The organism is Pseudomonas sp. Tri1, assembly GCF_017968885.1.
GTDB lineage: Bacteria > Pseudomonadota > Gammaproteobacteria > Pseudomonadales > Pseudomonadaceae > Aquipseudomonas.
The window spans coordinates 1,896,499-1,911,748 of sequence record NZ_CP072913.1 but is presented as its reverse complement, the minus strand read 5'-3'; the positions used below and the strand labels follow the sequence as shown (position 1 = coordinate 1,911,748).

Below are 15,250 nucleotides of genomic sequence, written 5' to 3'. Positions count from 1 at the left end.
GGCATCACTCTTCTGGAGTGGCGTGTTCGCCACGCTGTATGGCCCGCATGAAATCCAGCTTCAACAACAGCTTCTGCATACCCTCGACATCCAGACGCTCGGTGTTATGCGAGTTGTAATCCTCGGTGCGGGAAATCTTCTCCTCCCCTAGCTCGACGAACTTGCTGTAGTTCAAGTCGCGCAGGTCCGGCGGTACACGGAAATAGGCCCCCATGTCTTCCGCACAGGACATTTCCTCGCGACTGAGCAGTGCCTCGTAAAGCTTTTCACCGTGTCGCGTGCCAATGATTTGAATCGGGTGGTCCGGTTGCCCGAGCATGGATGTCAACGCTTGGGCCAGGGTTTCGACAGTGGCAGCTGGGGCTTTCTGGACGAAAAGATCACCATTGTTGCCATGCTCGAAGGCGTAGAGCACCAGATCCACAGCATCAGCCAGGGTCATCATGAAGCGGGTCATGTTGGGGTCGGTGATCGACAGCGATTTACCTGCACGAATCTGCTCGATGAACAGCGGGATGACTGACCCTCGGGAAGCCATGACGTTGCCATATCGCGTACCGCAAATAACCGTCTTGCTCTCGTCGACATTACGCGACTTGGCCACCATGACTTTTTCCATCATGGCCTTGGAGATACCCATGGCGTTAATGGGGTAGACAGCCTTGTCAGTACTCAGACAAACCACGCGCCGGACGCCATTCTGGATGGCGGCTTCAAGCACATTGTCGGTACCAATGACGTTGGTTTTCACGGCTTCCATGGGATGGAACTCGCAGGATGGCACCTGTTTGAGAGCGGCGGCGTGAAAGATATAGTCAACTCCGCGGGTAGCATTCAGCACACTCTGGTAGTCACGTACATCACCGATGTAGAACTTCAGCTTGGTGTTACCGTAACGCTTGCGCATGTCATCCTGCTTCTTCTCATCGCGACTGAAAATGCGAACCTCAGCGATGTCTGTATCCAGGAAACGTTTGAGCACTGCATTACCAAAGGAACCAGTACCACCAGTGATGAGAAGTTTTTTGCCGTTGAACATATGACCTGACCCTTGCCACGAACCTGGCGAACTACCTGGCTCGTAGAGCTGAATAAATAATGTCGTCTTTCTGCTGAGCGCTCGGATAGCTGATCAGCACCGCCCGGTACGCGCCCTTGAACACGAAGAAGCTGCCTGCCGCAACACCAACCACCCCACAAGCTGCCACGATGCTGCGCATGTCTTCAAGCGAGCCGCCACCACCAAGAATGGTGATCGGTATACGCACGGCTTCGCGAAGCTTGATTGCAAGCTCTACGTCGTAGCCTTTCATTTTTCCGTCGTTTTCGATGGAATTGAGCACAATTTCGCCGGCGCCGAGCCTTTCAAACTCTTGAGCCGCCTCAATGACACTGCGCTTGGTATTGCGCGTGCCGTTGTGCGTCCAGACCTCCTGCTGCTTGCTCAACAAGCGCGCTTTATGATCCAGGACCACCACAACACTCTGCCTACCAATCTCTTCAGCGATCTGACTGATCAATTGCGGATTTTCAAATGCCGCCGAGCTGATGGCAACCTTCTCAACACCCAACGCGATAATACGCTTGGCCTGCTGGGCTGTACGAATGCCACCGCCATAGCACAGCGGCATCCTGCATTCTGCCGCCAACTTGGCGATCTGGGCATAGTTAGGTTCCACAGCATTTGCGGTGGCATCGATGTCGACCACGATCAATTCGTCGGCTTCTTTCTCATTGAAGATTTTTACCGCATTGATCGGGTCCCCGACGTACTTGGGATCCTTGAACTTCACTGTCTTCACCAGCCCGCCATCCTGAATCAGCAAGCAGGGAATGATCCTGGGTCTCAACATGTCATAGTTCCGCGAAGTTTTTCAGTAGTCCGACGCCGAAGTGATGGCTTTTTTCAGGGTGAAACTGGACGCCATACACATTTTGAGCGCGTACAGCACAGCTGAAATCTAAGCCGTACGTGGACGTCGCCTCACTATATTGGGCCTCCTCGCACTCAAAAAAGAACGAATGGAGAAAGTAGAAGCGTGCGTCCTCCTCAAATCCCTTGAACAAGGCGGAATTGGAGGAAGCAGTGACATCATTCCACCCCATATGCGGCAGAGGTAGCTCAGCCAAGTCAGCTACTGAATTGAAAGACCGAACACGACCCGGCACCCAGCCAAGGCCGGGTAAGCTTCCTTCTTCACTGCTGCTCGCTAATATCTGCATGCCTACACAAACGCCCAGGACCGGCAATTTGTGGCGAAGAACCAATTCGTCGAGTGTCGGACGCATTCCCGAGGCATTGAGGCGCTCGACCGCATGATCGAATGCACCCACCCCCGGGAGGACCAACTTAGTCGCACCATCCAGCTGAGCAGCTGTCTGAGCGACGGCGACTGGGATGTGCAGACGTCGGTAAACGTTCACAAAAGCCTGGATATTACCCAGCCCGTAGTCAATGATGGTAATCATCTGAACAGTCGTCTTTCCAATCCGATTGCACTGAGAATACGAGCACCAATTCCAATCAAGAAGCGCTTGTTTTTGTAATCACGGAAGGTCTTGTTTTCGCCGTCGAAAATGCGCTGAAGCTCCGGCACAGTCAAGTCCAATTTATGCGCCACATACTCAAACTCCGACTCGAGAAAATTTTCGCCCAATTCGGGCTTGGCAATGCGCTCCAAAGCGGCTTCCCGGGTCATTTGCCCAGTCATGATAAGACTTGAGAAATGAGCGCGACGCTTCTCATAGCCAAACTTTCGGGGCATCCAATAGTCTTCGTAGAAACGTGTAAATCTGGATTCATGATGTTTATGCTGAAAACGCTTCCAACCAAACAGGCGCTCAAGAGTATCCTCTGCCTCGCTTTTTACATAGGGCACCAGATTTAGGGGCCGCACGACCTGCATACCTAGAACGTAACGATAGTAGATCTTATAAGACAGTATATCTACGAGGGGAAACGTTTTTAGCCGCCTCGAACCGAACCTACCATGAATATCATTAATAAGTATTTTATCAATGCCCGGATAGCCTCCCCACTCCTCCGGCTCACGACAGCACTCAGTAGAATAATTAGCACCCGTCAGTACATACTTTATTTTATTAGCCTTGGCAAACTTATAAAGCCCTGAAAAAAAAGCAGCATCCTGTGGAATATCCTGATCGGGAATCTGGGATTTTAAAAAAGCTGTTTGCAAGCTTTTCATTTCTTCCCAGTTGATAACATCGGTGTATAACTCCAAGCCAAGACCATCAACCAACTTCTCAATATTACCGACAGCTTGATCCGTATTCCAACCCGCATCCACATGAAACAACAACGGACGCAAACCCATAATCTCTTTAGCGACGTAGCATAGATACGAACTATCAAGCCCTCCACTAAGGCCGATTATGCAGTCAAAGTCCCGCCCGACACCATCGGCCTTTATTTTTTCAGCCAACACTTTAAGCTCAGCAGCACCTCGCGCATCTGTGTGCCAATTGGGCTTAATAACCTTCTCAAAATTATTACAATACTCGCAAACACCATGCTCGTCGAACTTTATATTAGGATCGCTTACATCCATAATACAGTTAGTACAGATATTATAATCCATAGCCCTCCCCCCGGCGCCGTCTCAACAACTGCAACTAATTATTATTATTAACATCTCGCAACACTCTTCAGACTTAATCGGCCTGCTCAATTATACGCCCCTCCAATAGTATTCAGCCAGATCTGACTACGCAGAAAAACTGCTTAGTGACCACCCTTCTTTAAGGAACAGCACTCGTTTACCCAACGACTTATATTCATACCCCAAAAACGAGTCATAAGACGCCATATAGTCACTGTCGGGAAAGTCTGAGCGATCTACCACTTCATCCGCCATCCCAAGCAAAATATTGACCGCATCTCCGTAAATATGCTTCGGGTGCAATTTCACAAGAACATGGTAATCCAGCTCCGCTCTCACAAAACGAAGAAATTCAATCTCGATGTCCAGATAAGGCTCCGAGGATGCCAAAAACAGAGTCGGCTTGGATGATGAGCACGCGCTCATTCTGATCTTTGGTGCGACCTTGCCTACCTGATCAATTGTAAAATATCGAGCGAAAACCTCGACGAATAATGGATCAAATACGTAAAGTTTACCCAACCGACCAAAGGGAGCCTCAAAATCGATATCTGCGTGGATAAACGCGTGCTGGATAAGTGAAGCACGAGGCGCCAAGTGGCTAATAATGAAATCCCAACGCTGCAGATTGCTATCAGTGATCGGACGCTTTCCATGAGCATCGAGTTGTGCGACAAATACCGCGAAGCAACTGATGGAAATCAGGTCACGCAAATGAAGCGACACATCTCGAAAACGAACGTTCTTATTATATGACTTTGTCAAACAATACCATAGCACGCATTGGATGACGAAGAACGCCCGAACAAAATCAGACACAGAGAAATACTCTACTAAAGCGAAAGCTTTCCTACACAAAAATTTTTGACGCCGATCAAAATCAGAAAAAAGATAGTGATATAACTTGAAGTCATTACTAACAGGAAAGCAAATTTCCTCGTCAAGATCAGCATATCGCGGTAGGCGCCTGCAGCAAGCATAGAGCATGCCCATTAAAACCAGCAAAATTGACCCGACGAACAAAACTGGCAACAATGTTACACTCGCCGCCCACAGCCCCAAGACGACCAACCCAGGATGTTTTTTATAGAATGGCAAAATCGCCATCATCTTATAGCGAGGAAGAAAGCTGGCGGAGGGCTCACGAGCAAGGAATTTGTCTCGCAACGCGATATCTAACCGTACCTCATTCAAGTAGGCGCTGAAAACCACCTGCGCAATTTTTATCAACTTCACCTCAGTCATGATGATGACTCAACTTTAACAAACAGGACACGCCCAAACATAAGCAGAAAACCATATACCAACAAAGAAAACAGATCAATCCAAGCAAACATGCTCCCACGAAACACACTCAAGAAATGCAAGTAGCCCAGTACATATATAAACAAAAAGACCGGCCCATACTTGAAGCGCACAGAGTAGAGAACACACATAAACAACGAATACAGAAACACTGGAACCCACCAAAAAACAAAATATCCGTAATTAAGGTAAAGTTCCGTTTCAATTGGCCATTGCTGTGTAGCACTCCCCTCAAACCATTGCGCAGGAAAATAAATGGATGTCAGCCAACGACTGATATCATGAAGGTATTCCTCACTCGGAACCCCCACAAATGTCAACCATTTATTTATTGGAAAATCAATAGTCAGGAAGAACTGGGGATCCATATCATGAACAATGCGATCATGCAAAAATATAGTATTAAAATAACTTAAAAAATACTCTAACAACATCTCTGGAGTACTATAAAAACCATTGGATCGAAAGTACATTGAAAACATGAAAGCAAGCATGAATGCTATAAATACACCGACCCCTTTTGAAATTGAAATCCGGGCATAAACAAGCCAGGGAGCACTAAAAAGAATTGCATAATAGAACATCCTGCTCTTAATACCCTGTAGATATGCACAGAGCACCAAAACCGTAAGCGCATACAAAAACAAAACCCAGTTGACACGCGTCTCAACTCGCCAATAAAATCCGAGTACGAAAGCCAAAAAGTTTGACCCCATAATCAACATAAAATTGAGTAACCCATACCCCTTCTTGTTCTTTATATATGTATCACTATAACTACCCAACCACTGATCTATCCCACCCGTCACCTGCATGAAAATTACCCCTCCAAGAAGAATGAGGGATATGAAAAAAAAGAAAGGTACCGGCCTTACTGCATAGCGTTCGAAAAAAGCTGCATCCACAGTACGACACATTCCGATTTCGAGCAGGCGCGAAAATATAAAAAACATCATGAACACGTACAAATACGACAGTACCGATTCTTCGGAAAGTGTAGACCAATCATTTGTCTTGCCCCACGGCAAGACATACTCCCAGTGCACAGCTTCCAAAAAATAAAACAGGACCGCAGGAAATACAAAATACAGCGCATAATTCAGGAAAACAATGTTGGAGGGGCCGAGCGCACTCTTATTCCGAAACGCTAGATAAACGAAGACCATTAAAAATGCAGTAAACAATACCATTTGCTTGCTCCGTCAGCCGCTTCCGTCCAAAAACTCACACAATGCCTGGCTCACGCTATTATAGACTTGGGTATGCCCTGTCGCATTCAAATGGTGATGATCATTCATGAACAATCGATCCCCTCCCTCTGCGTAACAGCTACCCAACACTTCAGCACCAAACAAGTCGGTCAGAATCCCGTTATAACTAGTCACAGCAGACTCAATCAATGGATTCTTGGCTTTATAATCAGAGCAAGGGGGAGCGATGGGCACAATGCGAAACTGTGCCCCCGGAAACAGGTCGCGCACCGACTGTAAATTCTCTTTAAACTCGGCAGCACCAACATATTGAATACGCCGACGCTTTATCAAATAACCATAATGACGCTTAACTTGCTGATGCAAGAGTGTATTCAACATCCTTGGCAAACGCATGATAATAGATAGTTCGCTACGCCTTAGCGCTCGCGGATAACAATCTACAATACCTACTTGAAGAATCACCAGATCCGGCTTGATTGCCTGATGGTAGTTCCGACTCGCCACTAACAACTGCCGAGTATCCATGCCCGGCGTACAAATCGCACGAAACTTGAACACATGACTAAAGGTGTCTTGAAGGCGATAAACCCAACACTCATCATCTGAAACACACTCGGGCTGGACTCGGGGAAGACCAAGAGAATCGGTCAACATCAAAACTGTCTTCATGTTTTTATTGCCTTGATGCGTATGAGCAGAATGCTAAACATCACAACGATCAATGCGCCGTTTGAAAGAGGCAGAAAGACAATCGCTTGCGTGGTGGAAAAAAAACCGACCCACAAATACGTTGCCAACAAGGAGATACTGGTGATAACAATATAATATCCCGCCAAACGCTTCTCACCGTTGTTCGCCAAATAAAAACTACACAAAGTGCCGAGCATGATCATAGCCGTCTTCATTAGCAGCATCGAAAACAACAATTCAAACATCATCCACTCGAATCGGCCCAGCACGAATATAAATACTGACGCACAAACCAGGAACAGTAAGAAGACCCCACTTAGAACGAAAAGAATCAACTTCATCGAGTGTAGAAAATGGGCAGCGGAAACGGCCCCTGCGGAGGTGTATCGCCGTAACAAATTAGGCGTAAAGTAGTACAGCACCGCTGACAAGCCGAGAAAGTAAATATTCGATAGAGTATCAATGTACTGAAAATTAGCGATAACTGTCTCTTCAGCCTGATGGAGATTCAGTATCACTCGATCGGACGTCAACAGCACGACACCACCGACAGCCATCACGAACATAAACTTAGAAGCACTCAGAATCTTGAAAAACAGGTTTCGGTCATAGGGGCGGCGACTAAATAGACCGACGTTTTTTCCACACACCACATAGAATACCGCCACCACTAAGGTGGTGGCGGTGAGCCACGTCAGAAAGAATGCCCGCTCGAGGGGTATGGGCCAGGCGAACCCTTGACTCAGCGCAAATAATAGAAAAAACAGCGCAGCACACGAGACATTAAGCAGATTGAGTCGATTATTCTCACCATTCAGTCTAAATACGGCCTGACAGGCTGCTTTCAAATGATTGACTGCACCGATCATCATGCCTGCCATTAAATAGAAATTGGGATTGAAGACCAGTACCGCTCCCAAGAGGGCCAAAGCTACACCAGAAGAGAATAGAAGTTCTAACCTCAATATTTCATTACGCTGCTCCAGCGTCGCGGCAATTGCACCATCTCGGGTGACACCATTGTGAAAGCCGAATGCCAGGAAAACACTGTAGGAGATCACAATGAAGGTGATGCTCGATTCTGCCAAAATACTGGCCGATGCTGTATTAATGAAATATAAAGTAAGCAGCGCCCCTAGCGCGAACTCGCTATAGACAAAAAACACATACCGCAGTGCACTTTTTAATTCAGGAACGTTAACCGCGCTAACGTTACCCCAGCGTTTCAATCTAGCGATCATAACTGGCGATTCGCGCATAAATAACACTGTTAGCCAAATGCTCACGCAGCGAGCACAATACGCTGATATCGTTATCCAAAAAGTGCTTAACTTGCAGAAACAGCCCTGGCTTATATTGCTGATCGAGTATGGCATCTACTTCGCAGTGTTCTACGGCAACACTGTTGCGATTTTGGATTTGCAATTGCTCCATGGGCTTTAAAATATACCGTCGTGCTGACGTCATGATCTCCACTGCCCAACGACCCGGCGCATTCCAATCCCCGGAATAAGAAAATAGCGCCCCTTGGCTCGTTTTACCGGCACCCGCAAACCTCGAAGCACGCGTATGCCATTCCAATTCTCCTGCGGCATAGCAGGATATGAGCTCCGGCTGCCCCCCCAAATAAAAAGCCAAGTCAGTAACGTGACTGGTATTTGCGAAGAACCAATTTTCTTTAACGCCTTCAGCCTTGGCTATCTTAGCAATGCTATCGGACCACTCGGTCAGCTCGAAAGTGAAACTGGTCACTCCTCCATCCGCAGCAATCATCGCCTTGGCAAGCAGTACTGATGACAGAAAACGCCGATTATAGGCAATAAAAATGTCGGCATTACGCTCAGTGGCCAGGTCCTGCAACGATTGAATAGAAGTAAGGGTTAAACCACCTGGTTTTTCAACCAGAATACGAGAAACACCATGGAGCAATAACTGCCGGGTGGTGGCCTCCAGTTGCTCGACACTCACCGCAACAATGGCGTACTCAATGACTTCAGCACACTCATTCAGAAATAGCTCCAAGCCACCCGTGATGGGCGACACACCCGTGGCATTTTCGAAGCGCGACGCGGAATCAAGACTTCGTCCTACCACACTGAATTCTTTCTTCAAACCTTTAAGTACATGCGCATAATGCACGGCCATCGGGCCGGCGCCAACAAGAAGAATCATGGGAACCTTGGTATCAAGTTATCGGACAGTGATCGCGCACGACATCGTCGTACTCATTGAAAAACGTCAGTAAAGCCTTGAGCAATGGCTTGTGTAACGCGACCGACTCCTTAAATGGAGTCAGTTCACAGTGCCCATGCTGTAATAGTGAATCAGCCACGAGATGAGTGAGTTGACTCTGGTAGGGAATCGAAAAACTTTGCTCCTGTTCAGAGTGGCTTGCCAAATCTACGATTCGACAGATCCCCTTAGACTCGAGAATATCGATTACCAGCCGTTCGGTTTCAATCCGCACCTTCAGAGGCTCTTTATCCACCGTATCCAATGCACGCGAAGTTAAACAGAAGGAGTGCCCTGCAGCGTGTCCGCTCAGGATGCCTGTGACTTCTTTATAGCCCTCGCGCTTACTATCGAGAATCGTGGAATCTAACGCAGAGACATCCACTTCATAGTCTGCGCATCCGGTCAGAAAAGCCCACAGGTCGATGAAATGGATGGCATTACAAGCCAGTCCCCAATCATCACCTTCAACTGTGAGTACGACCCGTTTGGCATCTTTAAGGTGCTCGCGCAGCTCCCGATAGATTGGAAACATACGGCGCGGGCAGTTGACATAGGTGGCGGTGCCAACTCGCTCGATCAAATCAACTGCCTGATCAAGCTGATCGGTCGACTGGAACAAAACTTTCTCAAGCAAGAGATACCTGACATGAGACTTTGCCAACACCTGTTTTATGACGTCGAGCCGACAGTTAGCATTAGTTGCAATGACTGAAAAATCGATAGTTGGCAAGATATGGTCAAACTTGCTCAAATAGGACAGTTCGACATATCCGTCGCTATTTTTCACAGCGTCGGCACGTTCACGTGCCATCGTCAGTGAAGTTTCGAAAGGATCGACAACCTGGATAGCGGTAGGCCCGGGAGCATGCCCGACCAACGCCTGAAGGTGCCGTGTCCCCAATTGTCCGGCGCCGACCAAGAGATAGTTCGATTTTACTTGATTGGCTTGGCTCATAATGAAAACCCGTCATCCACCACTAGATTTTGACCGTTCACATACTGAGATTGATCGCTTAACAGAAAAGCGATCGATCCAAGGACATCTTTAACGTCAAGCATCCCTTTACCCAGGCTATGTTGTTGATAGCGCTCCAGGAAAGGTTCGGGCTGGTGGTCGAACAACCCACCAGGACTTACAACATTGCAACGAAAATCGCTTTGGCCAACGTAACGGACAACGTACTTGCTCAGATGAATCAATGCAGACTTGATAGCCGCATATTCGACAGGCATCGTCATCTTGAGCCCCTCGTATACATCAAAACGCGGGGCCACCACACCGTAGATGGATGCGATGTTCACAAGCGAAAAAGGTGTTTTTACACGCTCAAAATAAGCGGCCGCTTGCTGCATGAAGAGAAACGAGGCTCCCAAGTGCAATGACACATTCTCATTGAAACTTGCAAGCTCCACGTCGTAGAAATGCGCGCCGTACTTACTATTCCGCGGATAGGAACAGTTCACCGCTCCGTCGAGATCAGACCGATCAGAAAAAAATCGAATAACCGCCTGTTCATCATTTAAATTAAGCGATTCGACTGTTACGGCGGCGTCCGTCGCATAGAGGCTTTGCAGTCCCTCGAGATCAATATCTACGGCCACCACCTGAGCCTGGTTTTCCACCAAGTGCCTTACTAGCTGCCTCCCAAGTAAACCAGCTGCGCCCGCAACCAAAAATTTCTTGCCTATAAACATGTTACTCATTCCGCATTGAATAGAAGGCTTCGGCCACTTTGAAGTCATAGAGATCATCAATATCGACGGCCCGATGCTTCGGCACTATCCACGACTTCACCCGACCGGCAAACAAACGATCATGACCTAAGATAAAGTCCGGTGTAGTCACATAAGCGACTGTCGTGATGTCGTACACAAGGGGGGCATCCTGACGCCGAGTGACTCTGTCACCCGAATTGACCACACTGCAATGACCCGCCTCGTCAATCACAACCATATTAAAAAAAGGACTGCGGGAAGCCGCTGTGACTGTGATAACGGCATCAACATCCTCGGTCAATAAATCCAGACAGCCTTGAACGTCCTCTTTGGATCGCAAAGGGCTGGTGGCCGGCAAACTAACGAATACGTCAAAGCAATAATTGCGCTCGGCTAAATAAGTGACGGCATGCTGCCAGGCGTTCCACTCAGCAGCCGTGTCGGTCGCCAAGTGCCCGGGGCGCACGATCACTTCTGCGCCATATTGTCGGGCTATATCGGCTATTTCGTCCGAGTCTGTCGAAACGAACACACGATCTATGGCTGGCATACTAGCTGCCAGTTTGATGCTATGGCCAATTAACGGAACCCCGCCCAGCGGGCGGATATTCTTGCCGGGCAGGCCCTTGGAGTTTCCACGGGCAAAAATGAATGCTGCAATTCGCATGCTAGACCTTCTTCATATTCACAGGCAGCCCCAGAGCAGAGGACTGGCGCATCGCCTCAATCACCCGCAAGGTCTGTGTTGCCTCTTGCAAGTTCACATTGGCCGCAACGCCATGCTTGAACACATTGACAAAGTGCCGGAGCTCGGCGACGTACATCTCATTGCGATCGTAATCGCAATCCTCATAAAGCCTTTGAACAGCGCCACCTGGCCCATGCAAGTCGACATCATTGCGATTCAGATCCCAGACAAGGGTGCCCTTCGCCCCAATGATTTTGCAGGTTCGCATAGGCGCACGCTGTAAAAAATCCATGTGCAACGTAGCCACGATATCGGCGGAAAAGGTAAACAAAGCGTCCACACAGTCTTCAACATCGATCTCGAGCTCTCCGGTATTCCTGACCTTGCAATAAACCGAGTCCACAGGCCCAAACAACCAACAGAGATAGTCGAGCTCGTGACTCAACTCCAGCAATACCCCTCCCCCCAGCGACTTCTGGGCGGAAACGTTATGTCTGAAGTTTGTCATTGGCCGCCAATCCGGCAAATACTGACCGACATCCGTATGAACGGAGTGGATACGGCCTAAGCCACCTTGCCGGATCAGATCTCTTACGCAACATGCTGAAGGCAGGAATCGTAAATTGTAGCCGATGTCGACACATGCATTATGCCGCTCAGCCTGTTCGGCTATCTTTATCGCGTCCTGCACCGTTGCAACCATGGGCTTTTCGATCAGCACGGGAATACCAGCCGCCATCAGCTGAGTCGCGTGGGATAAGTGCCAGGGAGCCGGTGAAGCTACGATTGCGCAGAGCGGATTGGAGGCAATGGCTTCATCCAAACTTGAATGGACGACATCAGCCGTCACCTCATCAGGCCTCAAGGGCCGCCCGGACGCCGAAACGCAGTGTATCGAACACTCCGGTAGCACCTGTCGCAGGTTACGCAGGTGACGCTTGGCAATGCTCCCACTGCCGACGACAAGGCAACAGCCTGAGGCGTTCATAAGTGCCCGAACTCTTGTTGGGCTTTCTGGAAATCTTCCATGCGACCAATATCCAACCAGTACTCGTGCAAGGGGAACATACTGACATCGTTACCTTGCGCAATTTGTTTTTCCAGCAGCGTCGGCATGTCGATTCGCGTGGCATAGGGCACACATTTTACTAGTTCCGGTGCCAGCACGTAGATTCCGGCATTGATGAAAAACTTCTGCACCGGCTTTTCCACCATTGCGCGAACCTTGTGCCCGTCACTTTGAACAACGCCATAAGGAACACAATATTCATGTTCACGAACACACATGGTGGCAACCCCTCCCTTTTCCCCATGGAAGTCGAGAAGACTTCGAAAATCTAGGGTGGTCAGCAAATCGCCATTCATCACGATCAATGGAAGATTGATCCCATCATGAGGAAGGAGCCCCAAAGCCCCACCTGTTCCAAGCGGTTCATGCTCGTGGATGTAATGGATCGTCACCCCCCACTGACTACCGTCACCGAAATGGGCAACAATCATTTCAGGCATGTAGTGCGTCGAGATATAAAAATTATGGAAACCAGACTTGATGAAACTTTCCAGAATTAGCTCGAGAATGGGTTTATCACCCACTTTGAGCAGGGGTTTCGGGCAATTATGAGTCAAGGGGCGTAATCGCGTGCCAAACCCACCCGCCATGAGAAACACCGGATTATCCTGCTTCAGGGGATTGACTAAGTCATGCAGTGTCTCGAGACCTACTACCACACCTGCATCGTCAAGGACCGGGAGCTGCAAAAGCTGATACTTCTCCATCACAGCCAAGACACGGTCCTTGCTCCAACCCCGCTTTGCCGTCCGAGGCGTGCTGCACATGACGTCCTGCACCGACTCACTGAGGGTGTGGCGTTTTAACAAGGCGCGGCGGACGTCACCATCGGTGAGCGTACCCAACAAGCGATTCTGATCATCGATGACCAAGACTATACGCAGAGCCACACGATCCAGTATGGCTATGGCATCTTCAAGCGTCGTCAGAGGCCCAGTCAGGGTCAACTCCCAAGGTCTCATCGTCATTCCTTACTCATCATGTTAAATGAATCACTTAAGTCTTACGGCCGGGCCGACCGCACATTGGTGCTCCGCCAAGTCACGTATCAATGTCACACCCGCACCAACGATCGCACCACGTGCAATCGTAAGCCCAGGCAACAGAGTAGAACCCGCGGCAACGAACGCCTCTTGCTGAACGTCGACATCCCCACATAGAACGGCACCTGGTCCAATATGCACATGCGCACCGATTCGACAATCATGGTCAATACTTGCACCTGTATTGATGATCGTCCCTGTCCCAACTATCACATCGGGCTGTACGATGACGCCTGCCATGATCTGCACCCCTTCCCCCAGCAAAGCTGTCTCGTCAACCCAGGAATAGGGATGGACCATGGTAGCGAATCGAAATCCCTTGGATTTCAATCGTTCATGTATACGCTGTCTGACACAACTACGTGGTAACTGACCGACTCCATGAATCAACAGCACTCGGTCAGGATCAAGGTGCTCCAGCGCATCATCGTCGCCCAATACCTCAATCCCCCGCCAACGGCTACCGCGCAAATCGGCGAGCTCCGGAGCACATACACCCTCGACCAACAGCCCCAGAGACCTCGCCAAGGCTAGCAATACCTTGGCGTGGCCGCCTGCGCCGATGATTATATGAGGGAGAGAGGTCACTGGATAACTTCTCCTGCTGCGTAATCGCGTAGCGAGACCTGTCCTACCAAATTCCAGATATGGGTAGGCATCAACCCCGAACCACAGCGAGCAGTGCTCAATTGATCGGATTCGATGACGCTACCCTTTTGAATTGGTTTCGATGCGATGATCTGTTGCCTTGCAGCCAACCGGGTATCCCATTCGCTCGGTTGCGGTATCTTGAAGGAATCCCCAAGGGCGATTTCCAAATCTCGGATGTCCGAGACCAGACATTTGAGTTCATCAGGCTCTAACGACGCGGCATGATCCGGCCCCGGCATTGCACGATCGAGGGTAAAATGTTTTTCAATCACACAGGCCCCCCGCGCAACGGCTGCCGTGGAAATCAGCCCCCCTGCCGTATGATCCGAATAGCCAACAGGGAGAGAAAAAGTCGAAGCCAGTGTATCCATAGCTCGCAGATTGACTTCACGCATGGGCGTCGGGTACTGCGACGTGCAGTGAAGCAAAGTCACCCAACCTTGCAAGGATTCACGAGCACCGGCTTGTGCCCAGCATTTCCAAACCTCGTCCAGGTGACCGGGTTCTTCCTCGTTCAGCCGTGCATGCGCAATGATCGCCAGGGCCTGCTCCACTTCACTCAGAGTAGCCATACCAGTTGAAACGATCAGAGGCTTGGAAGTACGCGCGAAGCGCCAAAGCAGTGGCCCATTGGTGATCTCCCCCGATGGAATCTTGTACATGGGCATGTCGAGACCGGCTAGAAACTCCAGGCTGGCGATATCAAACGCCGTGGACAAAAATTCGATACCTTGAACGCGAGCATAGGCTTGAAGTTCTATATGCCATTGCCGGGGCAATTCCAGCTTGCGCAGCATTTCCAGCTGGCTTTCCGAATCTGATGTCGTAGCCTTCTGGTAGTTTGCTTTTGGCGCAAACTGTGAAGCGAGAAGATCGGCGCTGAATGTCTGAAACTTGACTGCGTCAGCGCCAGCTGCAGCTGCAGCGTCGATCAGGCGGAACGCAAGATCACGCTCTCCATTGTGATTGACACCGGCCTCTGCGATGACATAAACCTTCTGATTCTTCATTTCTCAACC

Annotated in this window: 15 protein-coding genes; all 15 read right to left on the bottom strand. The window is 49.3% G+C overall.

Annotation, left to right across the window (positions count from 1 at the left end; genetic code table 11):
• Positions 1-4: 4 nt before the first annotated feature.
• Positions 5-1,039, bottom strand: a complete 1,035-nt coding sequence (locus J9870_RS08500; protein ID WP_210643503.1) for a polysaccharide biosynthesis protein — start codon at positions 1,037-1,039, stop codon at positions 5-7.
• Positions 1,040-1,070: 31 nt separating this feature from the next.
• Complete coding sequence (locus J9870_RS08495) at positions 1,071-1,853, bottom strand: AglZ/HisF2 family acetamidino modification protein (protein WP_210643502.1); 783 nt, start codon at positions 1,851-1,853, stop codon at positions 1,071-1,073.
• Position 1,854: 1 nt separating this feature from the next.
• Positions 1,855-2,469 (bottom strand): imidazole glycerol phosphate synthase subunit HisH, encoded by a 615-nt coding sequence (gene hisH / locus J9870_RS08490; protein ID WP_210643501.1) that lies wholly within the window; start codon positions 2,467-2,469, stop codon positions 1,855-1,857.
• Positions 2,466-3,599, bottom strand: coding sequence for an N-acetyl sugar amidotransferase (locus J9870_RS08485; RefSeq protein ID WP_210643500.1), 1,134 nt, complete (start codon positions 3,597-3,599; stop codon positions 2,466-2,468). The genes hisH and J9870_RS08485 overlap by 4 nt, the downstream gene beginning before the upstream one ends.
• 126 nt (positions 3,600-3,725) lie before the next feature.
• The gene (locus J9870_RS08480; protein WP_210643499.1) at positions 3,726-4,865 is read right to left on the bottom strand and encodes a hypothetical protein; all 1,140 of its coding nucleotides are present in this window, start codon (positions 4,863-4,865) and stop codon (positions 3,726-3,728) included.
• On the bottom strand, positions 4,862-6,115 hold the full coding sequence (locus J9870_RS08475; protein ID WP_210643498.1) for a hypothetical protein: 1,254 nt from the start codon (positions 6,113-6,115) through the stop codon (positions 4,862-4,864). The genes J9870_RS08480 and J9870_RS08475 overlap by 4 nt, the downstream gene beginning before the upstream one ends.
• 12 nt (positions 6,116-6,127) lie before the next feature.
• Positions 6,128-6,808: a hypothetical protein gene (locus J9870_RS08470; protein WP_210643497.1), complete on the bottom strand. Its 681-nt coding sequence runs from the start codon at positions 6,806-6,808 to the stop codon at positions 6,128-6,130.
• Positions 6,805-8,088, bottom strand: coding sequence for a hypothetical protein (locus J9870_RS08465; RefSeq protein WP_210643496.1), 1,284 nt, complete (start codon positions 8,086-8,088; stop codon positions 6,805-6,807). Before J9870_RS08465 ends, J9870_RS08470 begins: the two co-directional genes overlap by 4 nt.
• A complete protein-coding gene (locus J9870_RS08460) occupies positions 8,060-9,001 on the bottom strand; it encodes a Gfo/Idh/MocA family oxidoreductase (RefSeq protein WP_210643495.1) in 942 nt (313 codons plus the stop codon). Before J9870_RS08460 ends, J9870_RS08465 begins: the two co-directional genes overlap by 29 nt.
• A gap of 13 nt (positions 9,002-9,014) precedes the next feature.
• Positions 9,015-10,019 (bottom strand): Gfo/Idh/MocA family oxidoreductase, encoded by a 1,005-nt coding sequence (locus tag J9870_RS08455; protein WP_210643494.1) that lies wholly within the window; start codon positions 10,017-10,019, stop codon positions 9,015-9,017.
• Positions 10,016-10,759, bottom strand: coding sequence for an oxidoreductase (locus J9870_RS08450; protein ID WP_246883087.1), 744 nt, complete (start codon positions 10,757-10,759; stop codon positions 10,016-10,018). The genes J9870_RS08455 and J9870_RS08450 overlap by 4 nt, the downstream gene beginning before the upstream one ends.
• A 1-nt stretch (position 10,760) precedes the next feature.
• Positions 10,761-11,447 carry an acylneuraminate cytidylyltransferase family protein gene (locus J9870_RS08445; protein WP_210643493.1) on the bottom strand — a complete coding sequence of 229 codons (687 nt, stop codon included), beginning with the start codon at positions 11,445-11,447 and terminating at the stop codon, positions 10,761-10,763.
• 1 nt (position 11,448) lies between these two features.
• Positions 11,449-12,456, bottom strand: coding sequence for a Gfo/Idh/MocA family oxidoreductase (locus J9870_RS08440; RefSeq protein ID WP_210643492.1), 1,008 nt, complete (start codon positions 12,454-12,456; stop codon positions 11,449-11,451).
• The gene (locus tag J9870_RS08435; RefSeq protein WP_246883086.1) at positions 12,453-13,505 is read right to left on the bottom strand and encodes a nucleotidyltransferase family protein; all 1,053 of its coding nucleotides are present in this window, start codon (positions 13,503-13,505) and stop codon (positions 12,453-12,455) included. The genes J9870_RS08440 and J9870_RS08435 overlap by 4 nt, the downstream gene beginning before the upstream one ends.
• A 659-nt stretch (positions 13,506-14,164) precedes the next feature.
• Positions 14,165-15,241, bottom strand: a complete 1,077-nt coding sequence (gene neuB, locus J9870_RS08425; RefSeq protein ID WP_210643490.1) for an N-acetylneuraminate synthase — start codon at positions 15,239-15,241, stop codon at positions 14,165-14,167.
• Positions 15,242-15,250: the final 9 nt, after the last annotated feature.

Bases quoted from the DNA above. Each gene is read 5' to 3' on its own strand.
- J9870_RS08475 (WP_210643498.1), bottom strand. From the start codon at position 6,115: ATGGTATTGTTTACTGCATTTTTAATGGTCTTCGTTTATCTAGCGTTT.
- J9870_RS08465 (WP_210643496.1), bottom strand. From the start codon at position 8,088: ATGCGCGAATCGCCAGTTATGATCGCTAGATTGAAACGCTGGGGTAAC.
- J9870_RS08455 (WP_210643494.1), bottom strand. From the start codon at position 10,019: ATGAGCCAAGCCAATCAAGTAAAATCGAACTATCTCTTGGTCGGCGCC.
- J9870_RS08480 (WP_210643499.1), bottom strand. From the start codon at position 4,865: ATGACTGAGGTGAAGTTGATAAAAATTGCGCAGGTGGTTTTCAGCGCC.
- J9870_RS08435 (WP_246883086.1), bottom strand. From the start codon at position 13,505: ATGACGATGAGACCTTGGGAGTTGACCCTGACTGGGCCTCTGACGACG.
- J9870_RS08460 (WP_210643495.1), bottom strand. From the start codon at position 9,001: ATGATTCTTCTTGTTGGCGCCGGCCCGATGGCCGTGCATTATGCGCAT.
- J9870_RS08485 (WP_210643500.1), bottom strand. From the start codon at position 3,599: ATGGATTATAATATCTGTACTAACTGTATTATGGATGTAAGCGATCCT.
- J9870_RS08445 (WP_210643493.1), bottom strand. From the start codon at position 11,447: ATGCGAATTGCAGCATTCATTTTTGCCCGTGGAAACTCCAAGGGCCTG.
- J9870_RS08470 (WP_210643497.1), bottom strand. From the start codon at position 6,808: ATGAAGACAGTTTTGATGTTGACCGATTCTCTTGGTCTTCCCCGAGTC.
- J9870_RS08450 (WP_246883087.1), bottom strand. From the start codon at position 10,759: ATGTTTATAGGCAAGAAATTTTTGGTTGCGGGCGCAGCTGGTTTACTT.
- J9870_RS08500 (WP_210643503.1), bottom strand. From the start codon at position 1,039: ATGTTCAACGGCAAAAAACTTCTCATCACTGGTGGTACTGGTTCCTTT.
- neuB (WP_210643490.1), bottom strand. From the start codon at position 15,241: ATGAAGAATCAGAAGGTTTATGTCATCGCAGAGGCCGGTGTCAATCAC.
- J9870_RS08440 (WP_210643492.1), bottom strand. From the start codon at position 12,456: ATGAACGCCTCAGGCTGTTGCCTTGTCGTCGGCAGTGGGAGCATTGCC.
- J9870_RS08495 (WP_210643502.1), bottom strand. From the start codon at position 1,853: ATGTTGAGACCCAGGATCATTCCCTGCTTGCTGATTCAGGATGGCGGG.
- hisH (WP_210643501.1), bottom strand. From the start codon at position 2,469: ATGATTACCATCATTGACTACGGGCTGGGTAATATCCAGGCTTTTGTG.